Annotated in this window: 15 protein-coding genes, 2 tRNA genes and 1 pseudogene; 10 read left to right on the top strand and 8 right to left on the bottom strand. The window is 68.8% G+C overall.

All coding sequences use genetic code 11. The features are described from left to right. Nucleotide 1 precedes the first annotated feature (1 nt). The 3 genes from BJY18_RS33605 to BJY18_RS33615 all read left to right on the top strand — a co-directional run bounded on the left by BJY18_RS33605 (nt 2) and on the right by BJY18_RS33615 (nt 2,459). On the top strand, nt 2-385 hold the full coding sequence (locus BJY18_RS33605; RefSeq protein ID WP_184783870.1) for a DUF6188 family protein: 384 nt from the start codon (nt 2-4) through the stop codon (nt 383-385). Nucleotides 386-742: 357 nt separating this feature from the next. Further along, a complete protein-coding gene (locus tag BJY18_RS37875) occupies nt 743-1,096 on the top strand; it encodes an HAD family hydrolase (RefSeq protein ID WP_312874051.1) in 354 nt (117 codons plus the stop codon). Nucleotides 1,097-2,228: 1,132 nt separating this feature from the next. Next, entirely contained in the window at nt 2,229-2,459 is a 231-nt protein-coding gene (locus tag BJY18_RS33615) for a transposase (RefSeq protein WP_184783871.1), read from the top strand. Between the two features lie 73 nt (nt 2,460-2,532). Here the strand turns inward: BJY18_RS33615 and BJY18_RS33620 are convergent, their stop codons facing one another. Beyond that, on the bottom strand, nt 2,533-2,961 hold the full coding sequence (locus BJY18_RS33620; protein WP_184783872.1) for a hypothetical protein: 429 nt from the start codon (nt 2,959-2,961) through the stop codon (nt 2,533-2,535). A 530-nt stretch (nt 2,962-3,491) separates the two neighbouring features. Continuing rightward, nucleotides 3,492-3,935, bottom strand: a complete 444-nt coding sequence (locus BJY18_RS33625; RefSeq protein ID WP_184783873.1) for a hypothetical protein — start codon at nt 3,933-3,935, stop codon at nt 3,492-3,494. A 93-nt stretch (nt 3,936-4,028) separates the two neighbouring features. Between BJY18_RS33625 and BJY18_RS33630 the strand changes: the two genes are divergently transcribed. Then, on the top strand, nt 4,029-4,367 hold the full coding sequence (locus BJY18_RS33630) for a hypothetical protein (RefSeq protein ID WP_184783874.1): 339 nt from the start codon (nt 4,029-4,031) through the stop codon (nt 4,365-4,367). A 531-nt stretch (nt 4,368-4,898) separates the two neighbouring features. Then, nucleotides 4,899-5,813: a site-specific integrase gene (locus tag BJY18_RS33635; protein ID WP_184783875.1), complete on the top strand. Its 915-nt coding sequence runs from the start codon at nt 4,899-4,901 to the stop codon at nt 5,811-5,813. 37 nt (nt 5,814-5,850) lie between these two features. Here the strand turns inward: BJY18_RS33635 and BJY18_RS33640 are convergent. From BJY18_RS33640 to BJY18_RS33665, 6 genes are all read right to left on the bottom strand, one after another. Then, nucleotides 5,851-5,923: transfer RNA gene (locus BJY18_RS33640), tRNA-Lys, on the bottom strand. Between the two features lie 180 nt (nt 5,924-6,103). Continuing rightward, nucleotides 6,104-6,179 (bottom strand) — tRNA-His (locus BJY18_RS33645). Between the two features lie 74 nt (nt 6,180-6,253). Further along, nucleotides 6,254-6,862 (bottom strand): oligoribonuclease, encoded by a 609-nt coding sequence (orn, locus tag BJY18_RS33650; protein ID WP_184783876.1) that lies wholly within the window; start codon nt 6,860-6,862, stop codon nt 6,254-6,256. A gap of 286 nt (nt 6,863-7,148) precedes the next feature. Next, complete coding sequence (locus BJY18_RS37230) at nt 7,149-8,264, bottom strand: S1C family serine protease (protein ID WP_446680355.1); 1,116 nt, start codon at nt 8,262-8,264, stop codon at nt 7,149-7,151. Between the two features lie 574 nt (nt 8,265-8,838). Continuing rightward, on the bottom strand, nt 8,839-10,161 hold the full coding sequence (locus tag BJY18_RS33660; RefSeq protein WP_184783877.1) for a M20 family metallopeptidase: 1,323 nt from the start codon (nt 10,159-10,161) through the stop codon (nt 8,839-8,841). Between the two features lie 37 nt (nt 10,162-10,198). Beyond that, nucleotides 10,199-10,963: a class I SAM-dependent methyltransferase gene (locus BJY18_RS33665; protein WP_184783878.1), complete on the bottom strand. Its 765-nt coding sequence runs from the start codon at nt 10,961-10,963 to the stop codon at nt 10,199-10,201. A gap of 165 nt (nt 10,964-11,128) precedes the next feature. Between BJY18_RS33665 and BJY18_RS33670 the strand changes: the two genes are divergently transcribed. From BJY18_RS33670 to BJY18_RS38170, 5 genes and pseudogenes are all read left to right on the top strand, one after another. Then, nucleotides 11,129-12,040 carry a DNA-3-methyladenine glycosylase family protein gene (locus tag BJY18_RS33670; protein WP_184783879.1) on the top strand — a complete coding sequence of 304 codons (912 nt, stop codon included), beginning with the start codon at nt 11,129-11,131 and terminating at the stop codon, nt 12,038-12,040. Between the two features lie 140 nt (nt 12,041-12,180). Next, nucleotides 12,181-12,969, top strand: a complete 789-nt coding sequence (locus BJY18_RS33675; RefSeq protein ID WP_246459057.1) for a M50 family metallopeptidase — start codon at nt 12,181-12,183, stop codon at nt 12,967-12,969. Between the two features lie 599 nt (nt 12,970-13,568). After that, the gene (locus BJY18_RS33680) at nt 13,569-14,801 is read left to right on the top strand and encodes an aldehyde dehydrogenase family protein (RefSeq protein ID WP_184783880.1); all 1,233 of its coding nucleotides are present in this window, start codon (nt 13,569-13,571) and stop codon (nt 14,799-14,801) included. A 39-nt stretch (nt 14,802-14,840) separates the two neighbouring features. Beyond that, a pseudogene (locus BJY18_RS33685) lies at nt 14,841-15,257 on the top strand (RibD family protein); the annotation flags it as partial. Nucleotides 15,258-15,554: 297 nt separating this feature from the next. Further along, nucleotides 15,555-16,862, top strand: a complete 1,308-nt coding sequence (locus BJY18_RS38170; RefSeq protein ID WP_378272923.1) for a dihydrofolate reductase family protein — start codon at nt 15,555-15,557, stop codon at nt 16,860-16,862. Nucleotides 16,863-16,906: the final 44 nt, after the last annotated feature.

Raw genomic sequence — 16,906 nt, forward strand, 5'->3', positions numbered from 1 at the left:
CGTGAATCTCGGCCTTGAGGGAAAGAAGCTGCTCACTGTAACGGTCGAATACAGTGCCGTGCTGCATTTCTCCGACGACTACACGGCGCGCATCGAATCGCCATTCAGCTTCAGCGTGCCGGGGAAGCAGTATAGTTTTTCCCCTGAGAGTGATCCGCAAGAATCATTCCAGTCGATGGATGTCTTGGTGTCTCAACTCGTGGTGAAGTCCGATGCCGATGATTCTGGCACATTGCGAATCGCGTTCGGCAACGGAGCCGCGATTCAGGCGGAGAAAGACGACGAATACGAAGCATGGACGGTATCAGGGCCTGACGGGTTCCTCGTCGTCTCCATGCCTGGCGGAGAACTCGCAACCTGGGACGCCAAGCCCGAAGCTCGTTGACAAGGTTCGCCCGCCGCCCCGCGCGATGGTGAGAAGGTGGTTGGCTACGTTCCGGGTGGCGGGACATCGAGATAGCCGAGCGTATTGCGATCGAGCCGGTCGTGTTCGGCCCTGGCGAGTCTTCGTTGGACGACAGCGTCGAGCTTGGCAGATGGACGGATTGGCTCGGCGTCCCCCCCCGGCGCACCGTCACGGCGTCAGCGCTGAACAACGCCGAGGCCTTCCAAATGCTGCGGCCCGGTTTCGACCTCGCAGCCGAGCGGCAGCGGCGTGAGGTATGCCGGTGCCGGCGAGGCGATCGAGGGGAGCGTAGGTGCCCGGCTGGCGTTGGTTGCGCTCCGTGCGAGCGGGGCGTGGGTGGGTGTTGCCGACAACCAGACAGAGAAGGCCGCCCGGCTGCTGCGCGCACTGGAGCTTCCAGCGGATGCCGTTGCGACTTCCGGCGAACGGGGCGTCGCCAAATCTGAACCAGCGTTTTTCGGGCGGGTGATCGTTTTGGCGCTGGGCGAGCCCGACGAGATCATTTACTTTGGTGATCACCGGGACAACGACATTATGCCCGCACGGGCCGCCGGGCTGCGGCCCGTGTTGCTGCACCGCGGACCGTGGGGCTACCTGCGGGCATCCGATCCGGTCGTCAGGCGTGACGCGGAGTGGGTGAGTGACAGCGCGGAGGTGCTACCTGGTCTCGTCGGCGCACCATCGGGCTAGCAAAACGGATCTTCAGGGCCCGTACGTGGCGACAGAGTGGCGAAGGTCGGCCGGTTCGTCCTCCAAGTAGGCCCCTCTTGTGTCGGACAACTGGTCGACGATCTCGGAGACGTTCGGGTGCTCGGGGGTGACCCGGTTTGCGGTGACCAGCGCCTCGATAGTCCGGTTGCGCTTACCCGCTAGCAGAACTGCTTATGGTCGGAAGGCGTTGGTCGATGCAGTGAGACCGCTGTTGCTGATTGGCTGGTCTGACGTGGGGCCCCGGGGGTGGTGCAAGCTCTCGCCGATGTCCATGGAACGGTCGGCCATAGGCCGGACGCCCCGACGGCTGACGTGTCTGAGCGGCCGTCCGGCTCAATAGTAAAAACGTAGTCGGGCTTGACCCCGGTTTGGTGGAGTGGGCGAAACTGATCGACGCGCAGCATCGTGAGCGGCATCAGCGCCCGGCCTCGGCCGAGGTATTGCGCAAGTCGTTAGGGGTCGGTGCAGAACGGTCCCGGGTGTTGACGCGAGTGGTCCGCGCGGATTGGCGTGAAGACATGGACCTGATGCGTGGCGGGATCGCCTGAACGGTCTGGTATTGGCCGCGTTGGTGCGGCTGGTGCCGAATTGGCCGTCGGTTGTGGTTGGTCATGTCCCGTGCACGGTCCTGCGTTTGCACGTGTCACTGGTGCGACGCCGGTGGATCTGCCGGCGTCGCCCGGGACGGCCGCGCTGGCGTGGCGATCCGCCGGCTGGTGGTGGAGGTGGCCGAGGACGACCCGTGGTGGGGTTGCCGGCGAATCCGCGGCGAGCTTGTCGGGTTGGTGCGCGCGATCGGGGCGTCAACGGTGCGGGAGGTCTTCACAGATGCTGGACTGGACCCGGTGCCGCGTCGGTCGGGGCCGACGTGGAAGCAGTTCCTCGCGACCCGGCCGAGGGCGTCTTGGCGGTGGACTTCTTCCGTGTGCACACGGTGTTGCTCGGGCGGCTGCATGTTGTTTGCGGTAGAGCACGACCGTCGCCGGGTGCGCGTCGCTGGGGTGACCGTTCATCCGGCTGCGGAGTGGGTTCTGCGTCGGCGCGGCTATTGCCCCGTGATCTGCGTCGGTCGTGAACGCCCCCACGAGCGAACTGTTATGCGGAGCGGTTCGTGCGCAGTGCCCGGTCGGAGTGCACCGACAGGGTGCTGATCTGCAACGAACGCCACGCTGCCGCGGTCCTTGATGAGTTCGTCCGGCACTTCACTGATCACCGTCCGCACCATGAAAGCGGGCGTCGTCTACCAAACCACGATCCCGCTGCCGTCATTCCGCTCGACTATCCAGTCCGGCGGCACCGTGTCCTCGGCGGCGTGATTAACGAATACCGCCGAGCAGCCTGAATCGATCACAAAACCACAGGTCCCGGACCGAGTCGCCGGTTTTGGCACCGTACAAGGGGCGGATCTCGGGTGCCTATCCGAGTTGTACGTACGTGTCGATGAGAGCTGGGCCGTGCCACGTCGGCGCGGCCTCGTACGCGATGCGCTCGACGAGTCGACCGCAGAAAACGGGAACGCTGATCAGAACGCGGTCCGAGCGACGTGTGTCGACGGCATACGCCCCGGCAGCGGCCGTGGCGAACAAGTTGCGATTGCCGACCGTCACGGGTTTGGGTATGCCGTAGGCATGGTGCAGCGTGCACCGGAACTTGTAGATGAGGGCGGCGTCGTTTGCGCTGATGCCGTGCTTGGTGAGCAGGCGCCGGAATCGGACGCCGACCTTTTCGTCCTGGTCGGTGGTGGACAGGATGTCGAGCACGATCATGCCCATTGCAAGACCGATCCACGAGTTGTTGCCTTTACCGGCACCGGTGGTCTCCTCGCGCCCGTTGGCGGTCCGCATATCCCGCAGCGCAAGGAAATGTGGTGTACGTGTGTGTTTCGTCGAGGTCACACACAAGCATCGGCCCGGCACCAGGCCCCTTGTCCAGTTCGGTCGTCACCGCGTCACGATATGCCGAGCGTGGCGAGGACGGAACTCGTTAACCCAGCGCAGGCTTGCGCACGCGCGCCGGGTTCACGAGCTCGTGACGCCGCCGGTGCGGTGCCGCTGTCGGCCGTGCCAAGGCCGGGATGTCCGCTGCGTGAAAACCACATGCTGAAGGCCTGCACTCTGGTGGACGAAGTCGGCACCGTCGCCCAGCATGCCGGGGTCCGCACGGTCGCGGTCTCGCACCTGATCGATTTCAGCGGGTAAGCAGACACTGCCAAGTGGTCGAAACTGGTGAGGAACGGCTGCGACGGCCAGGCAGTCATCTGATAGGACCTGATGCGGATTCCGTGCACAAGTAAAGACCGCGATTCTGTATGCGCGCGCGGAGCACATGCCGGGGGTGGTGAGCAAGTTCGACGGTAATCTGGCGTTCATCTCGTTCAGCGGCGGAAGGGTCGTCCAGGGTTCCGCGGTTCCACATTGAGGAACCATTCGAACCAGGCTTGGGGCCGGTAGTCGCCGATGCCGAGTTTTCGGTTTTGGTCGGTGTCGGGGTCTTCGATGCCGTCGAGTCGTTTGCTGAACAGCGCGAGTATGTCGGTGTCTTGGAAGAGTATTTCGGTGAGCATGTTCCAGTTGTGGTTGTCCTTGTGCTCCGGCAGGTCCGCGTAGCGTCCGGTGAGGCTGGCCCAGTCGTCGTCGACGGCGGATTCCGCGTAGCGCAGGATGAGGTGCAGGGCCGTTTCTTCGGCTGGGCAGCGGGGTTCGGGCCAGTCGCCGGCGTCGTCCGCGTGCTGGTCGCCGTGTTCGAGCACATCGTCGTAGGCATGGTCGGCGAGGAGACCTACAGCGGTCCACAGGGCTGCTGCTGTTCGTGGTGTCACTTGGAAGTCGCTGCACTGGTCGCAGGTGTCCGCGCCGCAGGTGCAGAGGGGGAAGAGTTCTGCGAACTGTGGCCAGACCGAGAGTGGTATGTCGTGTTCGTCGATCTCGATGGCGGACTCGGTGGCTTCGACGAATTCGACGCCGGGGCGATCGTCGATGATCGCGCCGGCGTCGATGAATCATTGCACGGCGGCGACGGCGTCGCCGCGGATGTGATCCTGCTCGTGCTGCCGGACCTGCGCGACAGTGAGGTCGCTGCCGGGCAAGACGGAGAACTGTGTTGTTTCGATGTCGGCGATGGCGGCTTGTTCGAGTGCGTTCTCGTCGGTGATGTCGACGATCGCTTCGACGGTGACTTTGACTCTGCGGCGGCGTCGCTGGGCGCTGGTCATTCGCCCAGGCTATCCCCGCGAGCAGCGTGTGGTGGTTGAAGAGACGGAGGCGCACGCTGGGGGTGTTCGGCAAGGAGGTCGTGATGAGGCGAGCGGCGGTGTACAAGCGGTGCGGTTGCAGGACGCGAAGTGAAGCGGGTGGCGGGCGTTGTCCTCGGTTGCGGAAGCGGGGTCATGGGAGTTGGTATTTCTCGCTGGAGTTGCCGTGCGGCCGGGACGGTCGTCGGCATCGGGTGCGCCGCGGCGGTTTCCGGTCCCGTGCCGCTGCCGAGCAGGCCAGGGCGTATCTGCTGGGGGCGGATGTGGTTCCGGGGCGGAGTGCGGTGATGGTGGGACAGTGGCTGGACATTTGGTTGGAGATGAGGCAGAGCTTGAGTTTCAACACGCGTCGGCTGTACACGCAGCAGGTGGACGACTATCTAAAGCCGTGTCTGGGGAGCGTGCCGTTGCGGTCATTGACGGTGGCGGGTTCAGGCGATGTTCGTCGGGCTCGTCCGGGCGAACGCGACGCGACAGCGGCCGTTGTCGCCGGCGACGTTCGTGCGGATCCGGGGCACGTTGCATGCGGCGTTGAACGGCGCGATCCGGGTGGGTTTGATCGAGCGGAATCCGGCGCATCTGGTGGAGTTGCCGTCGGGGCGGCGGCCGCGTGCGGTGGTGTGGACGGATGCGCGGGTGGCGCATTGGCGGGCTACCGGGGAGCGTCCGCCGGTGGCGGTGTGGACGGCGAGGCAGACGGCTGAATTCCTGGAGCATGCTCGCGGTCATCCGTTGTACGTGCTGTATCTGTCGGTGGCGTTGCTCGGGTTGCGGCGTGGCGAGGTAGCGGGGCTGAGGTGGTGCGATCTCGACCTGGATGCTGGAGTGGTGCAGGTGTCGCACCAGGTCCAGGACCGCGGTGGCCGCACAGTGGTGTGTCCGCCGAAGACCGAGGCGAGCGTGCGCACGGTGGCGTTGGATCATGGCCTGGTGGCGGCGTTGCGGGTGCTTCGGTCGCAGCGGCGGCACGGTGACGGTGGTGAGCCGGTCGGGTTCGTGTTCGCCAACCGGGAGGGTGGGCCGTTGAGCCCGGGGTATGTGACGCACACGTTCACGAGATTGTTGGTGGAGGCGGGTTTGCCGCCGGTCCGGTTGCACGATCTGCGGCATGGCGCGGCGAGCTTGTCGTTGGCTGCGGGCAACGATCTGAAGGTCGTGCAGGCGATGCTCGGGCACTCCAGCATCGTGCTCACCGCGGACACCTACACGAGCGTGCTGCCTTGTCTGGCTCATCGCGCTGCCGAGGCAACCGCGACGCTGGTGTTGGAGGCCGCCCACGACACTGCGATCGCCTTGCGAGAAGAGGAAGGAGAAAACAGCGCCGACGCGGAAAGGGACGCCGCAGCCAGGGGCGGGTGGCTAAGAAGCACCTTCGACTGGTGCGGCCGCATTCGGCCCCACGCCGGCCCCACTCATGATCAAAGCCCACCGGCAAGATCCCCGTGATGAAGGAACCCTGCAGATGGGCTTCGATTCAGAACTGTGCGCCATCAGGGACTCGAACCCCGAACCCGCTGGTTAAGAGCCAGCTGCTCTGCCAATTGAGCTAATGGCGCCTGGTGCTTGCCGCCGCCGTGGTTTCCCTCGGCGACGTGGAAAAGATTAGCAGCACGTTCAGGCGGCGTTCCAGGGGGGGTCCCGTTACCGCGCCAGGGGGCGGTGGGCGGGCGAGGCGCAAGTGGGCGGGGACAGAAAAAACCCCAGCCCGCGTACGAACCTCACACGGACTGGGGTGCTGGGGTGGACGACGGGGCTCGAACCCGCGACCTCCTGGACCACAACCAGGTGCTCTACCAGCTGAGCTACGCCCACCATCGGCTCAGGGATCCTGCGATCACCTTGCTGCCGGTAATCCTAGCGTGCCCTCGCGTCGGGGGTTCAGCGGGTCACCTCTGGTGGCGTTCCTGCACTTCGGCGGCGGCGGCTTTGGCCTCGTCGCTGGTCGGGCCGGGCTGGGGGACGAAGGCGATGCTGCGGTAGTAGTCGAGTTCGCCGATCGACTCCTTGATGTCGGCCAGGGCACGGTGGGCGAGGCCCTTCTCCGGCTTGGCGTAGTAGATCCGCGGGTACCAGCGGCGGACCAGCTCCTTCACCGACGACACGTCGACCATGCGGTAGTGCAGGTGGCCGTCCAGCGCCGGCATGTCGCGCGAGATGAAGCCGCGGTCGGTCGCGATGGAATTGCCGGCCAGCGGTGCGGTGCCGGGGTCGGGCACGAACTCGCGGATGTAGGCGAGAACGCGCTGCTCGGCCTCGGCGAGGCTCACTGCTGAGGCCCGCACCTCCTCGGTGAGGCCGGACTTCGCGTGCATGTCGTGGACGACCTGGGGCATGCCGTCGAGGGTGGCGTCATCGGCGTGGATGACGATGTCCACGCCGTCGCCGAGGACGTTGAGGTCCGCGTCGGTGACCAGTGCGGCTATTTCGATCAACGCGTCCTTGCCGAGGTCGAGCCCCGTCATCTCGCAGTCGATCCAGACAAGATGGTCGTTCACCCGCCCCACCTTAACTCGGCACAGGGACATCGGCGCTCTCACCTGGGCATCCGGCGCGTTGTGCTGGGTGTGGAGATGTGACTTCGGCCTCCTTCGGTGACGACGGGAACCCCGATGCGGCTTCTTCCAGGTGGTTCGGCACACGGTGCCGTGCGGTGCCCCGGAGCGGAGTACGCCGCTCTCCCTGGGCCCCGATTCCCAGGGAGAGCGGCTTTCGTCACCTCACTGCCCCGACAGGTGAGGTGGGGGACGGGCCGCCCCGACCGCGGTCCGTCCCGAGTCCGGGTCAGTCGTTCACGATCTGGTCCACGATCTTCTTGGCATCGTTGATCGGGATGGCGAAGCCGATGCCGACGCTGCCCGCCGAACCGTTCGCCGACGCGCTCGGGCTGTAGAGCGCGGAGTTGATCCCGATCACCTGGCCCTGGGCGTCGACCAGCGCGCCACCCGAGTTGCCCTGGTTGATCGAGGCGTCCGTCTGGATCGCGGTGTAGCTGGGGCCGGACGTCTCGTTCGAGGTCTGCCGGCCGAACGGCGACTCCTGCTGCTGTTCGCCACCGTTGCCGACGTCGGAAAGCGGCCGGTCGAGTGCGCTGACGATGCCGGTGGTCACCGTGTTCTGCAGCCCGCCGGGCGAGCCGATCGCCACGACCTCTTGGCCGACGGCGAGCTTGCCGGAGTCACCGAGGGTCGCCGCGGTGAGTCCCTCGGCCCCCTGCGCCTGCACCACCGCGATATCGCCCTTGGTGTCCGAGCCGACGACGGTCGCCTGGTACTCCTTGCCGTCCGATGTGGTGATCGTGACGTTCCGTGCACCCTCGACCACGTGTGCGTTGGTGAGGATCCGGCCGTCGGAGCTGAGGATCACGCCGGACCCGATTGCCTCGCCCTGCGAGGTGGTGACGTTCACCTGCACGACGCTGGGCACGACCTTCTCCGCGACAGCGCTGACGTCGCCGGAGGAGGTGGTGCTGCTGACGGTCTGCCCGGTGACCGACGAGGTGGACGCCGATCCGGCGGAGTCACTTCCGGTGAGCCCGACGATCGCCGCTCCCGCCCCGCCGCCGATGAGTGCCGCCGCCAGCGCGGTCGCACCGACGATGGCGGTGAGTCGCCCGGGCCGCCTCCGCGACGGTCCGGCAAGCGCGACCGGCGGCTGCCCACCGTGCGGCGGTACGGTCCCGCCTGCCGACGTCCGGCCGGTGAATGGTGCTGCCGACCGGCCGGCTTGCGGTGCTGCCGATGGAGCGGAGTGGGGCGCTGTCGACTGTGTGGCTTGGGGTGGTGAAAGCTGTCCGCCGTGCGGCGCTACCGAGCCTCCGACGAGCGGTGCTGCCTGCTGTAGGACGTGGGACGCCGCTGGATCGCCGGTGGTGGGCGGTGCAGACCTCGCGGTTTGCATCGCCGAAAGCTGGTCGCTGCGGGCCGCCGCCGAGCGTCCCCTGTGCGGTGTCGACGACTGTCCCGTGTGCAGTGTCGACGGCTGTCCCGTGTGCAGTGTCGACGGCTGTCCGGTGTGCGGTGTCCACGACTGGTCGTCGTAGGACGCCGCCGGCTGCCCGGCCTGCCGTGCCGCGACGGGTCCAGCTTCCGGAGCCGGCGGCCGGGGCGCGTACGGCGCAGCCGTGTGCCCGATTCGTGGCCCTCCGTCCTGCGGTGCGGGCGCCTGCCCTGGAACGAACGGGTACGGCCCGGCCGTCGGCTGGTTTCCGTACTGACCGTACGGCTGCTCACTGCTCTGGTGCGGCTCGTGCCCACCGGTGCCGGGCCGGCTCTCGTTCTCGCTCATGTCTCAAGATTCGCGCCGATGCTTGTGAAAAGCCTGTGGAAACACCTGGGGCTTTGCTGAGAAGAATCAGCTGAGAATCCTCAGGTCTCCCTCAGCCAAGCTCGCCGGCACCCCGCGAACTCACCGGCGCGGCACCTGCCGCCGCATCCGGCAGACCAGAACGCCAGCCACGGGGGATCGGCGCAGCTCAGTCGAAGAACCTGGGTACGTCCCATGCACCTCCCGAGGCTTCGAACTCGTCGTGCACTGCCTGCCGTAGATCCGGGTCGGCCAGGTAGTCCGCGGCCGTCAGCGCCAGCCCCAGCGCACCGTCGACCACCGCCTTGTCTCCGGCAGGGGACCCGGCTGCCTCGGCGAACTCCTTGGTGTGCAAAGCAACCGTCGATTCCGCGACGGCGATCATCGGGTGCAGCGAAGGCATCCGGTAGGACAGGTTGCCCAGATCCGTCGACCCGGTCAGGAATTCCGGGACGATGCCCGGCGGAAGCGGGGTGCGGCCGGTGCCCTCTTGGTTGACCGACCACCGGCCGGCCAGCGTGGTGTTGAACCGGATCGGCAGGTACGCCGGCTGGCTGTCCCAGTGCAGCTCGACCCCGCATCCGGTCATCTCGGCCGCGCCGTGGGCGATCGAGGTCATCCGGCGCGCCAGGTCGCGTAGCGTTTCCGGGTCGGCCGAGCGCAGGTAGAACAACACCGCCGCCCGGGCCGGGATGACGTTGGGCCGCGCGCCGCCATCGGTGAAGACGCCGTGCACCCGGTCGGTCGACGGTAGCTGCTGACGTAGGGCCGAGACTCCCTGATAGGCGGCCACCGCCGCGTCGAGCGCGTTGCGGCCCATGAACGGTTGCGCGGACGCGTGCGCGCCGACCCCGTGGAACACCATTTCGAGCTGGCGCCTTCCGAGGAACGGGTGCAGCGCGATGTCGTGGCTGAACGGATGCAGCATGATCACCGCGTCCACGTCGTCGAACACGCCCGCCCGGGCGAGGGTTTCCTTGCCGCCGCCGCCTTCCTCCGCGGGCGTGCCCACGAGCGAGACGCGCCCGCCGAGCTGCTCTGAGACCACTGCCGCGCCCAGGAACCCGCCGGCGCCGGCAGTGCAGATGACGTTGTGCCCGCAACCGTGCCCGAGCCCGGGCAGCGCGTCGTACTCGGACAGGACCGCGATGTGCGGCCCGCCGCGGTCGGCGGTGCCGGCCTGCAACGCCGTGTCCAAACCCCCCAGTCCCACCGTCACCTCGTGGCCGTGCGCACGCAGCAACTCGGCAAGCGCTCGCACCGATCGGTGCTCGGCGAACCCCACTTCCGGATGTGCGTGCAGATCCTGGCTCAGCGCCACCAGTTCGTCCGCTCGCGCCCGGACTTCCCGTTCGACGGTGGCCCGGACATCCGCGGCGGCTCCAGCATGCTCGGAGCCGAGCGGTTCGGCCGAGGCCACGGCTTCGGCGGTGGCCTCGAGCAGGGCACGCAGGTGGCTGTCGTCGGGCGGGATGGGCTCGGTGTGGGTCATGGAGCGAATGCTAGCCCCGGGCTACGACAGAAACCGATCACTCGAGGGCGTCGACCCGTCCGGACACGAGCTGGGCCACCCCGAAGTACCGCGCCCGCACCTGGCCGAAGCCACGGGCCCGCAAGCTCGCCGCGATTTCGCCGCGGTCGAACATCCGCTGCCCGCTGAGGATTCCGCCTGCGGTGTCTGCCAGCCTGGCCGGTTGCCAGTCGCGCCGGGCACTCGTCAGCAACACGATTCGCCCGCCGGGGCGAAGGAGCCGGGCGAAGGAGTCGAGGGCGCGCTCGGGTTCGGCGAACATGTGCAATGCAGCGAAGCAGCACACTGCGTCCACAGTGGACGGCTCGAGCGGCGGTTCGACGGCATCGGCGCGAAGGTAGGCGACGGCAGGTGGATTGGATTCCGCGAGGGCGCGGTCGAGCATGGCACGCGCTCCGTCGAGGCCGATGGCGAGTCCGTCCGGGCCCACGGCGGTGCCGAAGGTGCGGGTGAACCTGCCGGTGCCACAGGCGACATCGAGGACGACTTCGCCGGGCCGAAGGTCGAGCAGTTCGGTCGCGAGTCGCACTTCGCCGTCCATGCTGGGGCCGGTTACGCCTTTCAGCACGCGGCCGAGCAGCGGCCGCCAGTAGTGCTCGTAGACCTGAGGTAGCAGGGTGGTGCTCATCAGCCGTTGTGTGAGCCCGGTCGGTGGTCCTGCTTGCGGCGCTTCGCCCAGGACGTCGACGAATCCGCTGGCGGAGGGGGCCGGTTCGCGCACCAGGGCGGTGAGCCGCTGCTGGGCGCTCGGGTGCGGGGGCACGGGGCTCCTCTCGTTCGGGTATCGGCAGTATGCGGCCTGCTCGCATAACTCGTCCGAGTGAAGATAGCGCCGATCAGGCGTTCGACGGGCGAGTTTGTCGGTGGTCGTTTCTAACGTCGTCAGCACGTCCTCCGACCTGCGGAGGACCAGTGAGGAGAATTGCTGATGACCGCCCCGATCCTGAACCCGATCGACCTGCCCGCCGGTGAGATCGCCGTGCGTGGCGCCTTCGACCTCGCCGCTGCGGCCCGCCGGCTCGTGCAGCACGGATCCGCCGGGCCGGGTGCCGTGCGCCTGGCATTTCCTGTGGAAGGGCCCTGGGTCCATGCCGGCGCGCTGATCCGGCAGAGCTGCCCCGGCATGGTGGAGGTCGAGGTGATCGCTCCAGTGGAGGTGGCCGCGCGAGTGGTCGGGCAGGTGCGCCGGATGTTCTCGCTCGACGTCGATGCGGCGAGCTTCCTGGAAGTGGCTACGCGGGATCCGATCGCGCGAAGGCTGATGGCTCGGCACCCGGGGGTGCGCCCGGTGTTGTTCTCGTCGCCCTACGAGGCAGCCTGCTGGGCGGTGCTCACCCAAGGAAGGCCGGTCGCGCAGGCCGAGCGCTGCCGGCAACGGCTGGTCGGGCGATATGGCCGGGTCATCGAGCACGAGGGCGTCCGGCTGGCGTCCTTCCCGGTGCCTCAGGCGCTGGCCGGATTGACCGAGGAGCCCGGGCTGGGACGGTTCCGTCTCGCGCGGTTGCGTGCGGTGGCGAGGGCAGCGGTCGAGGGCAGACTCGAGGCGGAGGAGCTGCGTGCGTTGCCCATCGCCGAGGCGTTGGCGCGCTTGCGCGCGATCCCGGGAATCGGCGCGTTCTCCGCGGAACAGATCCTCCAGAACGGCGCGGGACATCCCGATCTGTTCCCCCGCCTGGACACCCGGCTCCATCGTTTCCTGCACGAGCAGTACTCGCTGCCGCCCGACAGTCCGGTCCAAAACCTCGAAGAGCTGGCCGGCGAGTGGCGCCCGTACCGGTCGTGGGTCGCGCACCTCTGGCGGGTAGATCAGGAGGCGTCTGTGGAGGGAGCGCGATGGTGAGCTGAACCCGGTCGGTGCGGAATCCGTGGGGAGAAAGGAGCTGTGATGGAGTGAGCCGCGCCCATACCGAACAGCCGCGAACGGGACGTGCCGGGGCGCTCACAAGGGCCAGATGTGCCCTGTGGTGAGGTGTCCGCGTGATGACGCCTGCGCTCGCTGTTTCGTCGGTCCTCGGTGTCCGTCCAGCTGCCGGAGATTTCTCCGGTGCCGCTGCGGCGACGGACACCGGAGCGGTCGGCGCGGCGCTGGAGCAGGCGAACACACCGAGCGTGATCACCCTGGTCGCCGGTGGCGTCGCGTTACTGATCGTGCTGGTCGGCGGGACGCCGTGGCGGTTCGCGCGCAACGTCGTCACGATCGTCCACGAGGCCGGCCACGCCCTCGCCGCGGTCATGGTCGGGCGGCGGCTGCGGTCGATCCGGCTGCACTCGGACACGTCCGGCGTCACGGTGTCCCGGGGCAAGCCGGAGGGGCCTGGCATGGCGTTCACCGCGATGGCCGGCTACATCGCGCCCTCGGTGCTGGGTCTGCTGTTCGCGAGCCTGGTCGGCGCCGACCAGGTCACGGCCGTGCTGGTGCTGATCGCGTTGTTGCTGCTGGGTGTGCTGGTCATGGTGCGCAACGCATACGGCGTGTTCTCGGTGGTCGCGAGCGCGGTCGTGCTGGGGCTCGTGGCACTGGTGGCGCCGGAGGTGGTCCAGGCACCGTTCGTGTACCTGCTGACCTGGTTCCTGCTGTTCGGCGGGGTCCGGCCGGTGGTGGAGCTGCAGGTCAAACGGCGGATCGGTCAGGCCCGCGACTCCGACGCCGACCAGCTGGGCCGGCTCACCGGCGTGCCGGCGGTGCTGTGGGTACTGGTGTTCGGCGTGCTCACGGTCAGCTGCGTCATCGCGGGCGGATTGTGGTTGCTGCAGCCACTCGCCGCCTGATCGCCAGCCGGTTGCGTCGTGGTGGGCTGGTCGCCGGCCGGTTGCGTCGGGGTGGCCTGGTCGCTGGCCGGCTGTGTCGAGTGGCGTCGTCGCTGGACGGCTGCGTCGTGGAGCCTGGTCTGCCGGACGGCTTGCGTCGTGGTGACTTGGTCCGGCGGACGGCTGTGTCGTGATGGCCTGGTCCGCCGGACGGGTCGCGTCGTGTTGACCTGATCGCCAGCCGGTTGCGTCGGGGTGGCCTGGTCGCCGGCAAGGGCTTGGGCTCGGTTGGGCGCCGGCGGTTCTGGGCGTGTGGGCGACTGCTCCGGCCGGTGAGCCTCGTGGCGGCAGTTCGGTGACGGAAAATCGGTCGCCCGCGGCTTCGCGGCATGGTTGCTTGGCGCCGAGGGTGCAGAGGCGCCGCGGCCACGCCCGTGGCAGCCACCGTCGGCAGGTGGCGTGTGCCGGGCAGCGGTGACCGCCGCCGGAGTGACCCGCCGGGGTGACGGCGGCCCGACGCGGCCGGGGCCTGAGCGTCCCGAGGAATGGGCCCGTCGTCTCCCGATATGGACGGATGCGGCAGACTGGACGTCTGCCTGACCTGCGGAGGGAGCAAAACGATGGACGAGGTCGCGAAGGCCGTCGAGGCGTGTGCGCGGGCGGCGAAGGCGGCCGCGCCGTCGTTGGCGGCGGCTGGGGCCGAGGCGGTGGACGCGGCGCTGCTGAACATGGCGGAGAGGCTGGCCGGGCACCGGGACGTGGTGCTCGAGGCCAACCGGGCCGACGTCGCCAAGGCGCAGTCGGAGGGGATGAGCGCCGGGCTGCTCGATCGGCTCACCATCACCCCCGAGCGGCTCGACGGGATGGCCGGGCAGCTCCGGCTGCTGGCCGGGGCGCCGCACCAGGAGCGGTCCGTCGACGTGTCGACCTTGGACGGCGGGCTACGGCTGATCGAGCGGCGTCGTCCGGTCGGCGTGATCGGGGCCAACTACGAGGCGCGGCCGAACGTGACCGTCGACGTGGCTTCGCAGCTCGTGAAGTCGCGCAACGGTGGCGTCCTGCGTACTGGATCGGCTGCGCTCGGGTCCGCGCAACGGCTGCGGGACACGGTGATCGCGCCGGCGCTCGAGGACGCCGGGATCGACCCGGACGTGGTGCAGCTCGTGCCGCGAGTCGAGCGGGAGGCCGCGTCGGCGTTGGTGCGGTTGCCGGAGCTGGTGCCGTTGGTGATTCTGCGTGGCAGTGGCGACAGCACTCGCGCGCTCGCCACCGAGGCCGCTGTGCACGGGGTGCGGACGTTGGCGCACGCGGACGGCGGCGGCGTGCTGTACGTGGACGCCGCCGCCGACGCCGGCAAGGCGCGCGATCTCGTGTACTCGAGCCTCGACCGGCTCGGCGTGTGCAACCGGCTGAACCTGCTGCTGATTCACGAGGGGGTGCACGGCGCCGTGTGGCCCTCGATCGAGTCGGCGCTGGCCGAGCGGGGGGTCACGCCTTCTCTCGCGCCCCACGAGCATCCGATCGGCTACGAGTGGGCGCTTGATGCGGAGCAAGAGGCGACCGTCACGGTGGAAAAGGTGGGCGGCCTGGCCGACGCGGTCGAGATCGCGAACGAGCGCACCTCGGGCCTGGCCGCGGGAATCGCCACCGAGGACCCGGCCGCGGCCGAAGCCTTCTTCGACGGCTACACCGGCACCGGTGTGTTCTGGAACGCGCCGACCCGGCTGCTCGACGGCTTCACACTGCTCGCTGTCCCCGAAACGGGGATCAACCTGGACCGCGTCCCGGGACCGCGTGGGCCGGTGACGTACACCGATCTCTACGTGCGCCAATACGCTGTGCTACCGGCATGATCGCGGCCAGGCATCGTATGCACTCCACCGGACTGGCCGATGACTGAGCGGCCGTACGTCGTGCTGTCCGCGGCGCAATCCCTCGACGGCTACCTCGACGACGCGAGCGAGACCCGGCTGCTGCTGTCCAATGAGGACGATTTCGCGGAAGTCGACCGCCTGCGCGCCGAAGCCGACGCGATTCTCGTCGGGGCGGGCACGGTGCGGGCCGACAACCCGCGCCTGCTCGTGCGTTCTCCCGAACTGCGCCGGCAGCGGATCGCGGCAGGCAAGCCGGAGCAGCCGATCAAGGTGACCATCACGGCCGGCGGTGAACTCGACCCGGCTGCCCGGTTCTTCACGACGGGGAACGGACCGAAGCTGGTCTACGCGCCGCCGGGCGTCGCGGAGGCGCTGGCCGCGGTCGCGACCGTCGTGCCCAGCTCGCCACCGGAGGCGGGGAACGCACTGCCGGATCCCGCGGTCGGTGCGTCCGTGGGCCCTGCGGATCAGCCAGGCGACGTGGCGAGATCACTGGCGAGTGCGGGTGACGAATCGCGCAGCCGTGGGGCAGATCTGCCAGGCCGCGGCGACCGGCCGGATGGTCGTGCGGACGACGTGCCGGGCGCCGATGATCAGCTGGATCGTGGTGTGGACCGCGTGCCGGGCGCTGAGGATCAGTCAGGCGGGACGGCGGTGGGCGCGGTCGGTGATGATTCGCATGGCGGTGCGGTTGGTGTGGGAGCCGAGGCCGGAGATGCGCGGCGCGACGCCATGGCCGTCACCGATTCGCCGCCGGGCGGCGACAGTGGTGACCGCGGTACCGGTGCTGGCGATGGCGCCCGCGAGGACGGTGTCGACGGAAGTGCCGACACCAACGGCAATGGCGACAGCGACGGCGTGGGCGCCAGCGGAGGCACGGACCACCGCGGGGGCACGGACGTCAGTAGCGGCACGCATTACAGCGCTGGCGCGGACGCCAGCCAGGGCACGGACTACAACGACGGCACGGGCGCCAGTGGCGACGGCGGCGACAGCGGCGGCGTGGACGCCAGTGGCTATGGCGAAGGCACGGGCGTCATTGGCGGCGCGGACCACAGCGGCGGCACGGATTACAGCGGCGGCACGGACGCCAGCGGAGGCACGGACTACAACGGCGGCACAGGCGCCAGTGGCGACAGCGAACGCGTGGGCGCCAGCGGCGGCACAGACCGCAGCGGCGGCACAGACGGCACAGACGGCACAGACGGTGCCGGCGGCAGCGGCGGCACAGACGGCACAGACGGTGCCGGCGGCAACGGCGGTGCCGGCGGAGTTGTGGGTGGTGTGCAGGCGGGTGGGCGGAGCGGCATTGCGGGCCGTGGGGGGCCGCGGTTGGAGTGGGTTCTCGATGATCTCGCCGCGCGAGGAGTGCGGACGTTGCTGGTCGAGGGCGGTGCGGCTGTGCACACTCAGTTCCTCGTTGCCGGTCTCGCCGATGAGTTGCGGTTGGCCGTCGCTCCGGTCGTGGTCGGCGATTCGCGGGCGCCGCGGTTTCTGAGCGACGGCGCGTTTCCGCGGCCGCTCGAGCTCGCTGAGGCGCGGCGGCTCGGCGACGTCGCGGTGCTGCGCTACCGGGCCGCCGCCGAACCGTCCTCGCAGGACGTGCGGTGGTTGCGGCAGGCGATCGAGCTCGCGGACCGGTGCCCGCCAAGTTCGACGTTCCGGGTCGGGGCGGTCGTCGGGTTGCCGGACGGGACCGTGCTCGCCACCGGACATTCGGGCGAAGGCGACCCGCGTAATCACGCTGAGGAGGCTGCGCTCGCGAAGCTCTCCCCGGACGATCCACGGCTGGCCGAGGCGACCATCTACAGTTCGCTCGAACCGTGCAGCGCCCGTGCGTCGCATCCGAAGAGCTGCACCCAGCTGATCCTGGAGACGCCGATTCCGCGGGTGGTCACGGCGTGGCGTGAGCCGGTGCTGTTCGTCGACGCCGAAGGCGTGGAGCAGCTCACCGCGGCCGGGCGGCAGGTCCTCGAGATCCCGGCGCTGGCCGCCGATGTACGGCGTGCCAATACGCATTTGCGGGGTGTCCGTCCCTGAATTCCGGAAGTCGGTGCCGTCGGACGATCCGCGCCCACCACCGG

Source organism: Amycolatopsis jiangsuensis, from assembly GCF_014204865.1.
GTDB lineage: Bacteria > Actinomycetota > Actinomycetes > Mycobacteriales > Pseudonocardiaceae > Amycolatopsis > Amycolatopsis jiangsuensis.